General features: G+C 67.2%; 12 protein-coding genes and 4 pseudogenes. 4 read left to right on the top strand and 12 right to left on the bottom strand.

Going from position 1 to position 16,606, the window contains the following annotated elements; translation table 11 throughout:
• Positions 1 to 216: 216 nt before the first annotated feature.
• Positions 217 to 1,241: pseudogene (locus x551_RS04375) on the top strand (CDP-6-deoxy-delta-3,4-glucoseen reductase).
• A 23-nt stretch (positions 1,242 to 1,264) separates the two neighbouring features.
• Here the strand turns inward: x551_RS04375 and x551_RS04370 are convergent.
• The 8 genes and pseudogenes from x551_RS04370 to x551_RS04335 form a co-directional block, all read right to left on the bottom strand.
• On the bottom strand, positions 1,265 to 1,978 hold the full coding sequence (locus x551_RS04370; protein ID WP_011828724.1) for an ABC transporter ATP-binding protein: 714 nt from the start codon (positions 1,976 to 1,978) through the stop codon (positions 1,265 to 1,267).
• Positions 1,979 to 1,992: 14 nt separating this feature from the next.
• Complete coding sequence (locus x551_RS04365) at positions 1,993 to 2,769, bottom strand: ABC transporter ATP-binding protein (RefSeq protein ID WP_011828723.1); 777 nt, start codon at positions 2,767 to 2,769, stop codon at positions 1,993 to 1,995.
• Positions 2,770 to 2,779: 10 nt separating this feature from the next.
• Positions 2,780 to 3,882: pseudogene (locus x551_RS04360) on the bottom strand (ABC transporter ATP-binding protein).
• A 17-nt stretch (positions 3,883 to 3,899) separates the two neighbouring features.
• A complete protein-coding gene (locus x551_RS04355; protein WP_036231029.1) occupies positions 3,900 to 4,823 on the bottom strand; it encodes a branched-chain amino acid ABC transporter permease in 924 nt (307 codons plus the stop codon).
• 197 nt (positions 4,824 to 5,020) lie between these two features.
• A complete protein-coding gene (locus x551_RS04350; RefSeq protein WP_051495619.1) occupies positions 5,021 to 6,352 on the bottom strand; it encodes a replication-associated recombination protein A in 1,332 nt (443 codons plus the stop codon).
• Positions 6,353 to 6,397: 45 nt separating this feature from the next.
• Entirely contained in the window at positions 6,398 to 7,009 is a 612-nt protein-coding gene (lolA, locus tag x551_RS04345) for an outer membrane lipoprotein chaperone LolA (protein WP_011828719.1), read from the bottom strand.
• Positions 7,006 to 9,338: pseudogene (locus x551_RS04340) on the bottom strand (DNA translocase FtsK 4TM domain-containing protein). The gene lolA and the pseudogene x551_RS04340 overlap by 4 nt, the downstream one beginning before the upstream one ends.
• 91 nt (positions 9,339 to 9,429) lie before the next feature.
• Complete coding sequence (locus x551_RS04335; RefSeq protein WP_011828717.1) at positions 9,430 to 10,098, bottom strand: Crp/Fnr family transcriptional regulator; 669 nt, start codon at positions 10,096 to 10,098, stop codon at positions 9,430 to 9,432.
• A 218-nt stretch (positions 10,099 to 10,316) separates the two neighbouring features.
• On the opposite strand from x551_RS04335, the gene trxB reads away from it, so the two are divergent.
• The 3 genes from trxB to rpmG all read left to right on the top strand — a co-directional run bounded on the left by trxB (position 10,317) and on the right by rpmG (position 11,880).
• A complete protein-coding gene (trxB, locus tag x551_RS04330) occupies positions 10,317 to 11,267 on the top strand; it encodes a thioredoxin-disulfide reductase (RefSeq protein WP_011828716.1) in 951 nt (316 codons plus the stop codon).
• Between the two features lie 195 nt (positions 11,268 to 11,462).
• A complete protein-coding gene (gene rpmB, locus x551_RS04325) occupies positions 11,463 to 11,696 on the top strand; it encodes a 50S ribosomal protein L28 (protein ID WP_011828715.1) in 234 nt (77 codons plus the stop codon).
• A gap of 16 nt (positions 11,697 to 11,712) precedes the next feature.
• On the top strand, positions 11,713 to 11,880 hold the full coding sequence (rpmG, locus tag x551_RS04320; protein ID WP_011828714.1) for a 50S ribosomal protein L33: 168 nt from the start codon (positions 11,713 to 11,715) through the stop codon (positions 11,878 to 11,880).
• Positions 11,881 to 12,014: 134 nt separating this feature from the next.
• Here the strand turns inward: rpmG and x551_RS04315 are convergent, their stop codons facing one another.
• The 4 genes and pseudogenes from x551_RS04315 to x551_RS04300 form a co-directional block, all read right to left on the bottom strand.
• Positions 12,015 to 13,238 carry a fatty acid desaturase gene (locus x551_RS04315; protein ID WP_011828713.1) on the bottom strand — a complete coding sequence of 408 codons (1,224 nt, stop codon included), beginning with the start codon at positions 13,236 to 13,238 and terminating at the stop codon, positions 12,015 to 12,017.
• A gap of 127 nt (positions 13,239 to 13,365) precedes the next feature.
• Positions 13,366 to 14,624, bottom strand: a pseudogene (locus x551_RS04310) (RsmB/NOP family class I SAM-dependent RNA methyltransferase).
• A 50-nt stretch (positions 14,625 to 14,674) separates the two neighbouring features.
• Complete coding sequence (locus x551_RS04305; RefSeq protein ID WP_036231000.1) at positions 14,675 to 15,445, bottom strand: LytTR family DNA-binding domain-containing protein; 771 nt, start codon at positions 15,443 to 15,445, stop codon at positions 14,675 to 14,677.
• Positions 15,442 to 16,569, bottom strand: coding sequence for a histidine kinase (locus tag x551_RS04300; protein ID WP_081771209.1), 1,128 nt, complete (start codon positions 16,567 to 16,569; stop codon positions 15,442 to 15,444). The genes x551_RS04305 and x551_RS04300 overlap by 4 nt, the downstream gene beginning before the upstream one ends.
• Positions 16,570 to 16,606 lie beyond the last annotated feature (37 nt).

Below are 16,606 nucleotides of genomic sequence, written 5' to 3'. Positions count from 1 at the left end.
CGACGGCTGCGAGGTCAGCGCCACCACGCGGTAGCGGCCGCCGAGTTGCGCGAGCACGCGCTGCCCGACATCGCCGCAGCCGACGACCAGCAGGCGCGGCTTGCGGAAGCTGGCGGGACGGCTGGGCGGGGGTGTGGGCATGGTGGGGGCGTCGTGGGCCGACGGGAGCGGCGGGCACAATCCTGGCTGGTTCGAATCGTGGTCGAGGATAACGAAATGAATTTCAAGGTGACGTTGCAGCCCAGTGGCCGCCACTTCGAGGTGGCCCGCGACGAAGCGGTGCTGCCGGCCGCCATCCGTGCCGGCGTGGGCCTGCCCTACGGCTGCCGCGACGGCGCCTGCGGCTCATGCAAGAGCCGGCTGCTGGAGGGGCGCGTGATCCACGGGGCCCACCAGCTCAAGGCATTGAGCGTGGCCGAAGAAGAAGCCGGCTGGGTGCTGACCTGCTGCGCCACCCCGCAGACCGACCTGCTGATCGAGGCCCGCACCGTGCTGGCGCCGGCGAGTTTGCGGTACAGAAGATGCCCTGCCGCGTCGGCTCGCTGAACAAGGCCGCGCCCGACGTGGCGATCCTGAAGCTGCAGTTGCCGGCCAATGTCGTGCTGAAGTACCACGCCGGCCAGTACATCGAATTCATCCTGCGCGACGGCGCGCGCCGCAGCTACTCGATGGCCAACGCGCCGCATCGAGCCGCCGAGGGGCTGGAACTGCACCTGCGCCACATGCCGGGAGGCAAGTTCACCGACCACGTGTTCGGTGCGATGAAGGAGAAAGACATCCTGCGCATGGAAGGGCCGTTTGGCAGCTTCTTCCTGCGCGAGGAATCGTCCCGGCCGATCGTGCTGCTCGCCTCGGGCACAGGTTTCGCGCCCATCAAGGCCATCATCGAGCACATGCAGTCCAAGGGCATTGCGCGCGACACGGTGCTGTACTGGGGCTGCCGCAGTCAGGCCGACCTCTACCTGCACGACTGGGCGCTGCAGGCCGCCGCCGACATGCCGAACCTGCGCTACGTGCCGGTGCTGTCGGAGCCGCGTCCGGAGGATGCCTGGATGGGGCGCACCGGCTTCGTCCACCAGGCGGTGATGGCCGACCTGCCCGACCTGAGCGGCCACGAAGTCTACGCTTGTGGGGCCCCGGTGATGGTCGACGCCGCCCAGCGTGACTTCGTCGCGCGGTGCGGCCTGCCTGCAGAGGCGTTCTACGCCGACTCGTTCACCAGTGAGGCCGACAAGCACTGAGCGCCGCGCGCGGGCCGCGCGGCTCACTCCCCGAGGTAGGCCGCCCTCACCTTCGGGTCGTTGAGCAGTGCGCTCGCCTCGCCGCTCATCGTGACCTCGCCCGACTCCATCACATAGCCACGCGTCGCGAGCTGCAGCGCCCGACTGGCGTTCTGCTCGACCAGCAGCACGGTCGTGCCTTGCTGGTGAATATCGTTGACCACCTCGAAGATCTTGTCGACCATGATCGGCGACAGGCCCATCGAGGGCTCGTCCATCAGCAGCACCTTCGGGCGCGCCATCAGCGCGCGGCCCATCGCCAGCATCTGCTGCTCGCCGCCGCTCATCGTGCCGGCTAATTGGTTGCGGCGCTCGCGCAAGCGGGGAAAGATCCCGAACACCTTCTCGAGGTCGGCGTCGATCTCCTTGTCGGTGCGCGTGAACGCCCCCATCTGCAGGTTCTCGGTGATCGTCATGCGGGTGAAGGTGCCGCGCCCCTCGGGCACCATCACAAGGCCCTGCTTCACCAGGTCCCAGGCACCCTGGCCCTTGATGTTGCGGCCCATGAACTCGATCTCGCCGCTGCCCACCGGCTGCAGGCCGGTGATCGCCTTCAGCGTGGTGGTCTTGCCGGCGCCATTGGCGCCGATCAGGCTCACCAGTTCACCCTGCCTGACCTCGAGCGAAACGCCCTTCACCGCCTGGATGCCGCCATAAGCGACCTTGAGTCCGCTGACCTTGAGCAAAGTGTCTGCCATCGTGTGCTCCTCGCTCAATGGGTCTTGTGACCGGCGCCCAGATAGGCCTCGATCACCTTCTCGTTGCGCTGCACGTCGGCCGGCGCGCCTTCGGCGATCTGCTTGCCGTAATCGAGCACCGTCACGCGATCGCACAGCCCCATCACCAGCTTCACGTCATGCTCGATCAGCAGGATGGTGCGGCCGTCCTTGCGGATGCGGTCGATCAGCTCGCGCAGCACCACCTTCTCCGTCGCGTTCATTCCCGCGGCCGGCTCGTCGAGCGCGATGAGCTTGGGTTCGGTGGCCAGCGCGCGGGCGATCTCCAGCCGACGCTGGTCCCCGTAGCTCAGCGTGCGCGCCTTGAACTCGGCGTACTTGCCGATGCCCACGTAGTCGAGCAGTTCCTGGGCGCGCTTTGCGATGGCCGCTTCTTCGTGCTTGAAGCCCGGCGTGCGCAGCACCGCGCCGATCAGCCCCGACCTGGTGCGGATGTGGCGCCCGACCATCACGTTCTCAAGCGCGGTCATGTCGGCGAACAACCGGATGTTCTGGAAGGTGCGTGCGATGCCGGCCTTGGCGACCTCGTGCACCGCGCTTGGCTTGTAAGCCTTGCCCTCGAGTTCGAACACGCCGGAGTCCGGCGTGTACAGGCCGGTGATGACGTTGAAGAAGGTGGTCTTGCCGGCGCCGTTGGGGCCGATCAGGCCATAGACCTGGCCGCGGTCGATGGTGATGCCCACGTCGCTCAGGGCCTGCAGGCCGCCGAAGCGCTTGGACACGTTGGCTACGCGGAGAACGGTGTTCGTCATGTCGTTCTCCTCACTTCGCGGGGACGGGTTGGACACCGCCGCTCGGCGGCGGCGCCGCCTTGCCGTGCTCCGGCGACGGCCACAGGCCGCGCGGGCGCGCCAGCATGATGGCGATCATCGCCAGCGCGATCAGCAGCTGGCGCAGGATCGCCGAGTCGAGCCGGCCGCCGCTCATCTCCTGCAGCGGCCCGGCCACGTAGCGCAGCACTTCGGGCAGCGCCGCCAGCAGCAGCGCGCCGACGATCACGCCGGGGATGTGGCCGATGCCGCCCAGCACCACCATGGCCACGACCATGATCGACTCCTGCAGCGAGAACGACTCCGGCGAGATGAAGCCCTGGAAGGCCCCGAACATGGAGCCGGCCACGCCGCCGAAGCTGGCGCCCATGCCGAAGGCCAGCAGCTTCATGTTGCGGGTGTTGATGCCCATGGCCTTGGCCGCGATCTCGTCCTCCCGGATCGCCATCCAGGCCCGACCGATGCGCGAGCGCTCCAGCCGGTAGCAGATGATCACGCTCACGATCACCATCGAGAGGAACAGGTAGTAGTACAGCGTGACCGAGGGCAGCGAGATGAAGCCGAGGTCCAGCGTGCGCCCCAGGTCGAGCCCGAAGAACTTGATCGAATCGATCTGCGAGATGCCCTTCGGGCCATTGGTGATGTTGACCGGCGCGTCGAGGTTGTTCAGGAACACGCGAATGATCTCGCCGAAACCGAGCGTGACGATCGCGAGGTAGTCGCCGCGCAGCTTCAGCGTCGGTGCACCGAGGATCACGCCTGCCGTGCCGGCCACCGCCAAGGCGAGCGGAATCACGAACCACAGCGGCGTGTGCATGCCGTAGGGGAACATCGCGCGCACCGCCGCGAAGTGGTCTGCCAGGTGCGGGCTGGCGAGCAGGCCGAACAGGTAGGCGCCGACGGCGTAGAAGGCGATGTAGCCGAGGTCGAGCAGGCCGGCATAGCCGACGACGATGTTCAGCCCCAGCGCCAGCAGCACGTAGAGCAACGCGATGTCGATGATGCGCACCCAGCGTTGCCGAAATACTGCGCGATCAGCGGCGTCAGCAGCAGCAGCGCACCGGCGACGAGGAAGACGACGAGCTTGTTCTTCATCATGGTCGTCTCCCCGCTCAGGCCCGGTCCGCCACGCGCTCGCCGAGCAGGCCCTGGGGCCTGAGCGTCAGCACGAGGATCAGCACGATGAAGGCGAAGATGTCCTGGTAGTGGCTGCCTAGCACACCCCCGGTGAGTTGGCCGATGTAGCCGGAGCCGATCGACTCGATCAGGCCCAGCAGCACGCCACCGACCATCGCACCCGGCAGGTTTCCGATGCCGCCGAACACCGCCGCCGTGAAGGCCTTCAGGCCGGGCAGGAAACCCATCGTGTGCTGCACCGAGCCATAGTTGGCTGCGTACATCACGCCGGCCAGCGCGGCCAGCGCGGCGCCGATGACGAAGGTGGCCGAGATCACCGTGTCGGGCCGCACGCCCATCAGGCCGGCGACGCGCGGGTTCTCGGCGGTGGCGCGCATCGCGCGGCCGAGCTTGGTCTTGTTGACGAGGAACATCAGGCCGGCCAGCGTGAGCGCGGTGACGACCAGGATCAGGATCTGCGTGGTGTTGATCACCGCACCGAACACGTTGAACGGTTCGCTGGGCAGCAGGATGGGATAGGGCTTGTAGTTGGGCTTCCAGATGATCATCGCCAGCGTCTGCAGCAGCAGGCTCATGCCCATGGCGGTGATCAGAGGCGCCAGGCGCGGCGCGTTGCGCAGCGGCCGGTAGGCGATCTTCTCGATCGCGAAGTTGAGCGCGGAGCACACGATGATGGCCGCCACCAGCGAGATCAGCAGCAGCAGCCAGCCCGGGAGGCCGGCGGCGGCCAGCACCGTGACGACCGTCCAGCTGGTGAGCGCGCCCACCATCAGCACCTCGCCATGGGCGAAGTTGATCAGGTTGATGATGCCGTAGACCATCGTGTAGCCCAGCGCGACGAGAGCGTACATGCTCCCGAGCACCAGGCCGTTGATGATCTGCTGGATGAAGATGTCCATCGTGAGGTCTCCCTGTAGGGCGCTGTGGATCAGCACCGCTGCACCGCCGAGCGGCCGGTAGGCCGCGTTTGCGATGTCTAGCAAAAAGCCCGCCAGCTGCGGGCTTTGTTCATCGTCCTGTCATCGGACGCGGCGGATTGTAGACAGCCAAATCGGGCGCTCCGCTGCGGGAAGTCCCGCTGGCAAAACGCCGCAGATCAGGAGTTCCGGCGCTTTTTTTCGTCGGCAGCGACGTTGAGGGCGCGCAGCTGGGAGAGCTTTTCTCCGATCTTGATCTCCAGCCCGCGCGGCACCGGGACATAGAACTGCTGGTCCACGCCGTCGGGCAGATAGCGTTCTCCCGCTGCGAAACCGCCCTCCTCGTCGTGCGCGTAGCGGTATCCCTTGCCGTGGTCGAGCTGCTTCATCAGTGCGGTCGGCGCATTGCGCAGATGCATTGGCACCGGGCGACTGCCGTCGCTCTTCACGAAGGCGCGCACCGCCTTGTAGGCGGTGTAGACCGCATTGCTCTTGGGCGCCACGGCCAGGTAGACCACGGCCTGGGCCAGCGCCAGCTCGCCTTCGGGAGAACCGAGGCGTTCATAGGTTTCGGCTGCGTCGAGGGTGAGCCGCAGCGCACGCGGGTCGGCCAGGCCGATGTCCTCGCTGGCCATGCGCACCAGGCGGCGCGCGACGTAGCGGGCATCGACGCCGCCGTCGATCATGCGCACGAACCAGTACAGAGACGCGTCGGGGTCGGAGCCGCGAACGCTCTTGTGCAGCGCGGAGATGCTGTCGTAGAACTGGTCGCCGCCCTTGTCGTAGCGGCGCAGCTGCTCGCCGAGCGCCTGCTCGAGAAAAGCCTCATCGATCTCGAGCACGGCACCGGCCATGCGCGCGATGTTCTCGTAGGTGTTGAGCAGGCGACGAGCGTCGCCGTCGGCGTAGGCGATCAGCCGCGTGCGCGCCGCGTCGCTGAGCGGCGATCCATTCAGCAGCGCCCGGCCGCGCTCCAGCAGTTCGGCCAGTTCGCCGTCGTCGAGCGGACGCAGCACATGCACCGTGGCGCGCGACAGCAGCGCCGAATTGACCTCGAACGAGGGGTTCTCGGTGGTGGCGCCGATGAAGGTGAACAGGCCCGACTCGACGTGCGGCAGGAAGGCGTCCTGCTGGGCCTTGTTGAAACGGTGCACCTCGTCGACGAAGACGATGGTGCGCCGGCCCATGCCCTGGGCCACCTGGGCCTGCTCGACCGCGTCGCGGATGTCCTTCACGCCACCGAGCACCGCCGAGATGGCGATGAACTGGGCGTCGAAGGCATGCGCCATCAGGCGCGCCAGCGTGGTCTTGCCGGTCCCCGGCGGTCCCCAGAGGATCATGGAATGCGGCCGGCCCGACGCGAACGCGGCCCGCAACGGCTTGCCCTCGCCGAGCAGCTGCCGCTGACCGATCACCTCGTCGAGCGTGGCCGGCCGCAGGCGCTCGGCGAGCGGCGCGTCGTCGGACGCGACTGCATCGATCGAGGAAAGCAAGGAAGCGGGCGACGCCATGCCGCGATTGTCGCAGCGGGGAGATCTGCGCCCCGGCGTACGCGGCTACTGCGCGATGACGTCGGCGCCGGCCGGCGGCGTGAAGCCGAACCGGTCGGCAGGCAGCTTCGCGTCAGCCTCGAACTGGCTGAACTCGAGCCGAGATCGCTGGCCAAAGGCATCGACGATCTCGACCGCGGCCAGCGTCTTGCCGCGGAACCCGACCTTCAGCGACTGGAAGGACCCTTCCTTCACCCGCGGCAGGGCCTGGGCCCACTGCAGGCCCCCGTCGTCGGGCAGCGCCTTGAGTTCGAAATCCTTCTCCAGGGAGGCACCGGCCAGCAGGGCGGCCGGCGTGGCACCGAGCGCCTGGCCGACGGGCCGCACCGTGACCTGGTTCAGGTCGGGATCGTGCAGCCAGACCTTCTGGCCGTCCGAGACGATCAGCTGCTCGTACGGCTTGGTGTAGGCAAAGCGGAATCGGTTGGGCCGGGAGAACTCGAAGCTGCCGCTCGAAGACTTCTTCTTCGCGCCATCGGGCGAGGTGACCGTCTGCGTGAAGGCCGCGCGCCCTGTCTTCACCTCGGCAACGAATCCCTTGAGCGTGTCGATCGCATCCGCGTGCGCTGCGCCTGCGGCGAGGCACAGCGCCGCCAGCCAGACACGACCCCGCCTCATTCGGCGTTCCGCACCGGCACGAGCAGGTCGCGATTTCCATTGGTGGCCATGCTGGATACGAGTCCGGATTTCTCCATTTGTTCCAGCAGGCGCGCCGCACGGTTGTAGCCGATGCGCAGGTGGCGCTGCACCAGCGAGATCGAGGCCCGCTTGTGCTGCAGCACGATGCCCACGGCCTGGTCGTACATCGGGTCGGCCTCTCCGTCCGACGTGCCGCCGCCCTCGCCGCCCGCACCCGACTCGTCATCGAGCGTGCCGCCCTCGAGGATGCCCTCGATGTAGTTCGGCTGGCCCTGACTGCGCAGGTAGTCGGCCACGCGGTGCACTTCCTCGTCGCTGACGAAGGCGCCGTGCACGCGGATCGGCAGACCGGTGCCCGAGGGCATGTAGAGCATGTCGCCCATGCCGAGCAGCGCCTCGGCGCCCATCTGGTCGAGGATGGTGCGCGAATCGATCTTGCTGCTCACCTGGAAGGCGATGCGGGTCGGGATGTTCGCCTTGATCAGCCCGGTGATCACGTCGACGCTGGGCCGCTGCGTGGCCAGAATCAGGTGGATGCCGGCGGCGCGCGCCTTCTGTGCCAGGCGGGCGATCAGCTCCTCGATCTTCTTGCCGATCACCATCATCAGGTCGGCCAGCTCGTCGATCACGATCACGACGTGCGGCAGGCGCTCCAGCGGCTCGGGCGCCTCCGGCGTGAGGCTGAAGGGGTTGGGCAGCTTCTCTCCCTTGGCCGAGGCCTCGTCGATCTTCTTGTTGTAGCCGGCGAGATTGCGCACGCCGAGCTTGCTCATCAGCTTGTAGCGGCGCTCCATCTCGCCCACGCCCCAGTTCAGCGCGTTGGCAGCCTGCTTCATGTCGGTGACCACCGGGCACAGCAGGTGCGGGATCCTTCGTAGACGCTCATCTCGAGCATCTTCGGATCGATCATGATCAGCCGCACGTCGCGCGCCTCAGCCTTGTAGAGCAGGCTCAGGATCATCGCGTTGATGCCGACCGACTTGCCCGAGCCGGTGGTACCGGCCACCAGCACGTGCGGCATCTTCGCGAGGTCGGCCACGACCGGCCCGCCGACGATGTCCTTGCCCATGCCCATGGTGAGCATCGAACTCGCGTCGTTGTAGGCCTGCGAACCGAGGATCTCGGACAGCCGGATGGTCTGGCGCTTGGCGTTCGGCAGCTCGAGCGCCATGTAGTTCTTGCCGGGGATGGTCTCGACGACGCGGATGCTCACGAGGCTGAGCGAGCGGGCCAGGTCCTTGGCCAGGTTGACGATCTGCGAACCCTTCACGCCGGTGGCCGGCTCGATCTCGTAGCGGGTGATCACCGGGCCCGGCGACGCGGCTACAACGCGCACCTCAACGCCGAAATCCTTGAGCTTCTTCTCGATCAACCGCGAAGTCATCTCGAGCGACTCGGGCGTCATGGTTTCCATGCGGCCGGGCACCGCGTCGAGCAGGTCCACCTGCGGCAGCTTGGTGTCGGCCAGCTCGGTGAACAGCGGCTTTTGCTTCTCCTTGGCGACGCGCTCGCTCCTGGGCAGCTCGATCACAGTGGGCTCGATCAGCAGCGGCGCGTGATCGTCGAGCTGCTCGCGCTCGATCTCGACAACATGCTCGCGCTCGCGCATCGCCTGCTCGCCGAGGCGGATGTCCTCGGCGCGCTCGATGCGCTCCTGGCGCTTCTCGCGCAGCCCTTCCAGCACCGAGCCGAGCTGCTCGGCCACCGCCGACCACGAGAAGCGCAGCGCCAGGGGCAGACCGAGCACGAGCGCGGCGATCCAGAACACGCCGGAGCCGGTAAAGCCGATGGCCTTCATGCTGAGGCCGCCGAGCGCATAGCCCAAGACGCCACCGCCGTGTCCGCCCGGCAGGCGCGATTCCCACTGGTACAGGCGGGTCCACTCCAGGGAGCAGCTGGCCGCCAGCACCAGCACCAGCCCGAGCCAGAACAGCCAGGCCGGCCGTGCTGCCACGACATCGCTGCGCGCAGGCGTGTCCTCGGCCCGCAGCAGCCGGGCGAGTGCGCTGAGCCAGGCGCGCCCGGCGATCAGCAGCGCCCACCAGACCGAATAGCCGAACAAGAAGAAGGCGATGTCGGCAAACCAGGCGCCGAGTACGCCGGCCCGGTTGTGCATCTCGTCGGCCATGCCGGAGGTGGACCAGGCCGGGTCGTTGCCGCTGTGCGTTGCCAGCGCCAGCAGGGCCAGCAGCCACAGCACGCCACCGAAGACGACGGCGAACTGCAGGCGCCAGCGTGGCGCGGAAAATTCGGCGACGCCGTCACGCGGCACGGCGTCCTTGCTCAGGGAACCCAGCGGAAAACTCATGCCGCAGATTGTGGCCGAAGCGACTGCGGGCCCTGTGTCGGACTGTTGGGACGCGACGGCATCCGCGCCCGGCTCTGGCGACGCCCGAACATCAACGGTGCGCCAGGCGCTCCATGATGTGCACCGAGCCGTTCTCCTGCGTCTGGATGAAGCCGCGCTCCTCCAGGTCCTTCATCACGCGGCTGACCATCTCGCGCGAGGCACCCACCACCTTGGCCAGATCCTGCCGCGAGACCTTGTTGCGGATCAGTTTGTACTCGGCGCCTTCTTCCGACATGTCGAGCAGCGCGCGCGCGACGCGACCGTACACATCCAGCAACGCCAGCGACTCGATCTGCCGGTCCGCGGCACGCAAGCGGGCGACGAGGCCGCGCATGATCGCGTAGGACAGGCTGGAGTTCTCCGGCAGGCAGCGCGCGAATTCGGGGCGCCCGAGCACCAGCACGTCGCACTGCACCTCGGCGCGCACGGTGGCCGAGTGCGGTTCGTTGTCGATCAGGCTCATCTCGCCCAGATAGTCGCCGGGCTGCAGCACAGCCAGGATGACTTCGCGGCCGCGCGCATCGGCCGTGACCACGCGTGCCCGGCCGGTCAGCAAGATGTACAGCGCGTTCGACTTGGTGCCCTGCTCGACGATCACTTCGCCGCGGCGGTAGCGACGCTTGACCACGCCCTCGGCGATGGACTGCGCCTGCTCGCCGGTGAGCAGCGAGAACAGCGGCACGCGCCGGATCAGGTCGAGGTTGGACAACATGGCCATCGCGGCATCCTTCGGTCTGGTTGGACTATCGAGCCATTGGCCCCCTTGACGCGGACTGCTCGCAGCTCTACCTACAATTCCGTCCTGCGCTGCAAGCCAGCCCCGGGCTGTGAAATCTTACCGATGCGAACTCTAACCGACGGTCAGCGCTTACCAACACGGATCGTCGCCGATTTGGCCCCCCAACAACGTCTTCACCTGCCTTCGAGCCCTCCGCCATGACCACTCCCCTGCATGCCCGCGTCCTGATCCTCGGCTCCGGTCCGGCCGGCTACACAGCTGCCGTCTACGCGGCCCGCGCCAACCTGGAGCCGGTTCTGATCACCGGCATGGCCCAGGGCGGGCAACTGATGACCACCACCGAGGTGGACAACTGGCCGGCCGACGTGCACGGCGTGCAGGGCCCGGAGCTGATGCAGCGCTTCCTGGAGCACGCCGAGCGCTTCAAGACGCAGGTCGTGTTCGACCACATCAATGCCGTCGATTTCTCCAAGCGACCCTTCACGCTCACCGGGGACTCGGGCCGCTACACCTGCGATGCGCTGATCCTGGCGACGGGCGCCTCGGCCATGTACTTGGGCCTCCCGTCCGAGGAAGCCTTCATGGGCCGCGGCGTCAGCGGCTGCGCCACGTGCGACGGCTTCTTCTACCGCGACCAGGAGGTCTGCGTGATCGGCGGGGGCAACACGGCCGTCGAAGAGGCGCTCTACCTGTCGAACATCGCCAGCAAGGTCACGCTGGTGCACCGGCGCGACAAGTTCAAGGCCGAAGCCATCCTGGTGGACAAGCTGATGGAGAAGGTCGCGGCCGGAAAGATCGAACTCAAGCTCTTCCATGTGCTCGACGAGGTGCTGGGCGACAGCAGCGGCGTGACCGGCGTGCGCCTGAAGAACACCCAGACCGGCGAGACGCAGGACCTGATGCTCAAGGGCTGCTTCATCGCCATCGGCCACCGGCCGAACACCGAGATCTTCCAGGGCCAGCTGGAGATGAAGGACGGCTACATCATCACCCGTACCGGGCTGAACGGCTTTGCCACGATGACCAGCGTGCCCGGCGTGTTCGCGGCCGGCGACGTGCAGGACCACGTCTACCGGCAGGCCATCACCAGCGCCGGCACCGGCTGCATGGCCGCGCTGGACGCCCAGCGCTTCCTCGAACAGGGCTGATCGTCCGCTCGACGGCCTGGGATCGTCGAGACTGGCAGAGTTCTGGCTATAATCGCAATCTTTGCCAAACAGGGCCCGGTGCCTTGGGCCCGCGCTGCGCGGGCCGCAGGCCCGGAAGGGTACGCATCAGGCGGGTTGCCAGTCACCTCACCTGCTCTGCGCACTGTGTTGCATCACATCGAACGGAGAAGCGTCATGGCGCGCGTCTGTCAAGTCACGGGCAAGGGCCCGATGGTGGGGAACAACGTCTCCCACGCCAACAACAAAACCAAGCGTCGCTTCCTGCCGAACCTGCAGTACCGCCGCTTCTGGCTCGAGACCGAGAACCGCTGGGTGCGCCTGCGCGTGACCAACGCGGCACTGCGGCTCATCGACAAGGTCGGCATCGAACAGGTCGTCTCCGACCTGCGTGCCAAGGGCGAACTCTGAACCCCGGGAGCTGATCATGGCAAAAGGTGGACGCGAAAAGATCAAGCTGGAATCGACAGCCGGCACCGGTCACTTCTACACGACCGACAAGAACAAGAAGCTGCATCCCGAGAAGATGGAGCTGATGAAGTTCGACCCAAAGGCGCGCAAGCACGTCGCCTACAAGGAAGTGAAGCTGAAGTAAGGCTTCGCGCGGTCGCGAAACCCGCCTGGCCTCTTGGCTCGGCGGGTTTTTTGTTGTCCGCCCATTCGCAATCCTCCGTGCCGCCCACGAAAAAGGCGCCCGCAGGCGCCTTGTTTCGTTCAGCCCGATCAGCCTCAGGCGTGTGCGGAACGCAGTCGCAGCGCAAACTCCTGCAGCGCGGCGATGCCGCTCTCCTCGGCCTTCTTGCACCACGCCTGAAGATCGGCCACGAGTTGTTCGGCCGACACGTTGGTACGGGTCCACAACTGCCGCAACTCTTCGCGCATCGTGACGAGCTTGTCGAGCACCGGGTGTTCCGCGCGCGCCGTTTCCACTTGCAGGCGCACGGCTTGCGGAATGCGATCGTCATCACGGTGCAGCCAGCGATGCGCCAGATGAAGCTGGTTCCACTTCGGCGAATGCTGCTGGCCTTCGGCCTTCAGGCGCGCCAGTTCAACGCGACAGGCCGCCTTCAATTCACGGCCGTAGCCCGCCATCAACTCATAACGATGGGCGATGATCGCCTCGAGCGTCTGGCTGTCCGCCACCGGCCGGATGGTGCCGAGCGCCAGCTTCGGCGCCGTCTTGCGCACTGAAGCCAGACCGCACTTGACCAGCACCGAGATATAGACCCAGCCGATGTCGAACTCATAGGGCTTGATCGAGAACTTTGCCGAGGTCGGGTAGGTGTGGTGGTTGTTGTGCAACTCCTCGCCGCCGATGATCACGCCCCAGGGCGACACGTTCGTCGAGGCATCGGGCGCCTCGAAGTTGCGGTAGCCCCAGAAGTGCCCGAGGCCGTTGATGATGCCGGCCGCGTTGATCGGGATCCACATCATCTGAACGGCCCAGACGGTCAGACCCGCCGCGCCGAACAGGAACACGTTCACCAGCAGCATGACCCCCACTCCCTGCCAGCTGTATCGGGTGTACAGGTTACGCTCGACCCAATCGTCGGGCGTGCCGTGGCTGAACTTGCTGAGGGTCTCGGCATTCTTGGCCTCGGCGCGATAAAGCTCCGCCCCTTCGAGCAGCACCTTCTTGATGCCACGCGTCTGCGGGCTGTGCGGGTCGTCTTCGGTCTCGCACTTGGCGTGGTGCTTGCGGTGGATCGCCACCCATTCCTTGGTGACCATGCCGGTGCTCAGCCACAGCCAGAGACGGAAGAAATGCGCCACGGCCGGGTGGAGATCCAGCGCGCGATGGGCCTGCGAGCGGTGCAGGTAGATCGTCACTGCGGCGATGGTGACGTGCGTGAACACGAGCGTGCACAGCAGCACCTGCCACCAGGTGGCGTGCAACCACCCGTGGGCCAAGCCGTTGATCGCACCATTCCACATCGTCGAAACCAGTTCCATCGCCATCCTTTGAATTGCCGCCGCATTGTAAATGTCGGCTTGCTGAAAGGCCCGGGGAAACTACGGACTTTCCCGGGGTTGTTTGCCTTGGAGCAAGTTCTGCGGCGACTGTTTCAATGGCATTTTTTTATTTTTTCAGCCAGATTGCTGCAAAAAAACCATCCGTTGCGTGCCGATGAGGCCAAAGACGAAGAAAGCCATCCTGCACCAGCGTCCCTGCATCGCCGACCTTGCAACACTCCAGAACCGGCTGGACATCCAGTGCCTCGAAGCCCGGATGCTCTGCGGAGAATGCCTCCGCGATGGCCTCGTTCTCGCTGGCCAGCAGGCTGCAGGTGGCGTAGACCAGCCGCCCGCCCGGTTTGAGCAGCCGTGCCGCACTGGCCAGGATCGCCGCCTGCTTCACGCGCAGTTCCTCTATCGCCTTGGGCGATTGGCGCCACTTCAGATCGGGGTTGCGGCGCAGGGTACCCAAGCCGGAACAGGGCGCATCGACCAGCACGCGGTCGATCTTGCCCGACAGCCGCTTGATGCGGTCGTCACGCTCGTGAGCGATCTGCACCGGGTAGACATTCGACAGGCCGCTGCGCGCCAGACGCGGTTTCAGTGCGTCGAGCCGATGCCCGGACACGTCGAAGGCATAGAGGCGGCCCGTGTTGCGCATCATCGCGCCGAGTGCCAGCGTCTTGCCCCCGCTCCCGCGCAGAAGTCGACCACCATCTCGCCGCGCCGCGCCTCGGTCAGCAGCGCGAGCAACTGGCTGCCTTCGTCCTGCACCTCCACGTCGCCGCGCTTGAAGAGCTCGAGCTTGTTCAACGCCGGCTTGCCCCGGATTCGCAGTCCCCAGGGCGAATGCGGCGTGGCGTCGGCCTCGATGCCGGCCTCGGCCAGGGCCGCCGCCACATCCTCGCGCTTGGCTTGCAAGGCATTCACGCGCAGATCGAGCGGCGCAGCAGCATTGAGGCTGGCCGCCAGTGCCCAGAACTCAGACTCGCCCAGCACGCCCTTGAGCGGCGTCGCCAGCCAGTCCGGCAGGTTGTGGCGCAGTTTCTCGGGCAGGGTGTCGACGTCGATCGCCCGCGCTCGCGCCAACCACTCGCGCTCCGGCGGTGAAGCGTGGGCCTGCAGGATGCCGTCGCCGCCCTGCCAGCCCAGCAGGACCAGACGTCGCTCCATCGACCCCTGCCCGGATTGCGCCAGGTGCTGGAACAACAGGCGCCGGCGCAGCACCGCGTACACGGTCTCGGCCAGCGCATGGCGCTCCCGATGGCCCAGGCTGCGGTGCTCGCGAAAGTAGGCCGATACCACGCCGTCGGCCGGCGCGTCGAGCTTCAGAACGGCTCGCAGCAGTTCACTGGCGAGGTCGAGCAAGGCGGATGGATGCATTGCACCGATTATCCGTTGCGCCCTCGCCGCAGCCGCCCGGCGTGCGCGCGCTACAGACCACTGGCCGTCAACGCTTCGCGTACCGCACCGACCTGGCGCCGCGACACGGCGAGCCACTCGCCGGAGGATCCGACGCGCACGGCCCAGCCTTCGGCGCCCTCCTCCTCGCTGGCGCGACGTTCGAGCGCGCTGACCGCGGCCTTGGCGACGATCGCATTGCGGTGCACACGCAGGAAGCTGTCGCCGAGCCGCTGTTCGATCTCGCTCAGCGCGTCGTCCAGCACGTAGGTGTGCGTCGCGGTGCGCAGGGTCACGTACTTCAGCTCCGCCTTGAGGTACAGCACATCGGCCACCGGCACACGCACCAACCGTCCCCGCTCGCTGACCACGATCACCGGCAGCACCGTCGCCATGGCCCCCGGCGCTGCCGAGCGTCGCGCCACCCGAAAGAGCGCCGCCTGCAACCGCTCGCGCCGCACCGGCTTGGTCAGGTAGTCGGTCGCCTCCAGCTCGAAAGCGCGGAGGGCATGCTCGGCGTGAGCCGTCACGAACACGACCGCAGGCGGACGCGGCAGGGCCTGCAGCCGGGCTGCCAGGGCCGTGCCATCGAGACCGGGCATCTGGATATCGAGCAGCAGCACGTCGGCGTCCTGCCGCGCCAGCCAGTCGAGCGCCGCCTGCGCCTGGCCGAGTTCGCCCGCAACCTCGGCAGCCAGTTCGCCGCCCGCGGACACTTCCCGCACCAGTTGCGCGAGCCGCAGGCGCGCCAGCGGCTCGTCATCGACGATCAGCACACGCAGGGGCGCAGCGGGGGTGTTCATAGCGGCACGGTGATCTGCACGCGGTACACGTCGCCGTCCCGTCCGGCCTGGAAATGCGCCGCCACGTCATGCATCAGCCGCAGGCGCTCGTGCACGTTGCGCAGAGCGATGCCATGCCCCGGCACCGAGGCCTGCTGCGGCACGCTGTTGGCCACGAGGATCTCGACCTGGCCTCGCCGCAACCGCGTCCTCACGCGCAACAGGCCGCCGGCCGCGGCCGGCTCGACGCCGTGCTTCACCGCGTTCTCGACCAGCGGCTGCAGCAGCAATGGCGGTAATCGGGCCGCATCGCCTGCGGGATCGATCTCCCAGCGCACCTGCAGCCGATCACCGAAGCGGATCTGCTCGATCGCCAAATAGCGGCGCGCCAGCTCGACCTCGTCGCGCAGGGTCGCCGCAGCCTGGCTGCCGGTGTCGCTCAGCGCGACCCGAAACAGCTCTGCCAGGTCCTCCAGCACGGCTTCCGCGCGGGACGGATCGACACGGACCAGCGCGATCGCCGTGTTCAGCGTGTTGAACAGGAAGTGCGGCCGGATTCGCGACTGCAACTCGGCCAGCCGGGCCCGCGTCGCGGCTGGCTGCTCCAGCCTCGCTCGCTGCCTCAGCCATTGAAAGAACGCGGCGGCCATCGCGGCCCCGGTGGCGGCCCCGGCCGCCGCGTGCAGGCCATCCACCGCCCGGGGGTTGGACCACTGCATCCAGCTCCAAAGCCACCATGCCGCGGCACTGCATGCGCCACCCCACAGCGTGGCCAGCGTCCATTGCAGCGCCACCGATCGCCGGGCCAACCAGCGCCGCGCCAGGCAGGCAGTCAGCAACCACCACATCAGGGCCGGCATCGCGACGCCGGACGCGATGGCGAACTGCAGGCCCCACTGCGCGATCTCGCTGACGCTGAACGCCGTACCCAGCGCCAGCACGCCGTGCACGAACAGCAGCGCGCGCAACACCACGCCAACATGGCAGACGTCAAAAGCCGAGCGCTCGGGCACGACCGCAGGCCGGCCGGGATCACGGCCGCTGTCAGGCCCCAACGCCCCGAACCCGGTGCTCAACAGGGCGGTGTCGACCGCCGCGGCGATCTCGCCACCGTCGGGTCGGGTGGCAGGATGGGCGGCAGGCATCGGGGGGGTCACGAGGGGCAGGCTCCTACAATCGATT

It is taken from the genome of Methylibium sp. T29 (assembly GCF_000576205.1).
In the GTDB taxonomy this organism is placed as follows: domain Bacteria; phylum Pseudomonadota; class Gammaproteobacteria; order Burkholderiales; family Burkholderiaceae_C; genus Methylibium; species Methylibium petroleiphilum.
The sequence above is the reverse complement of the archived record's forward strand: the minus strand, read 5'-3'. Positions and strand labels throughout refer to the sequence as shown.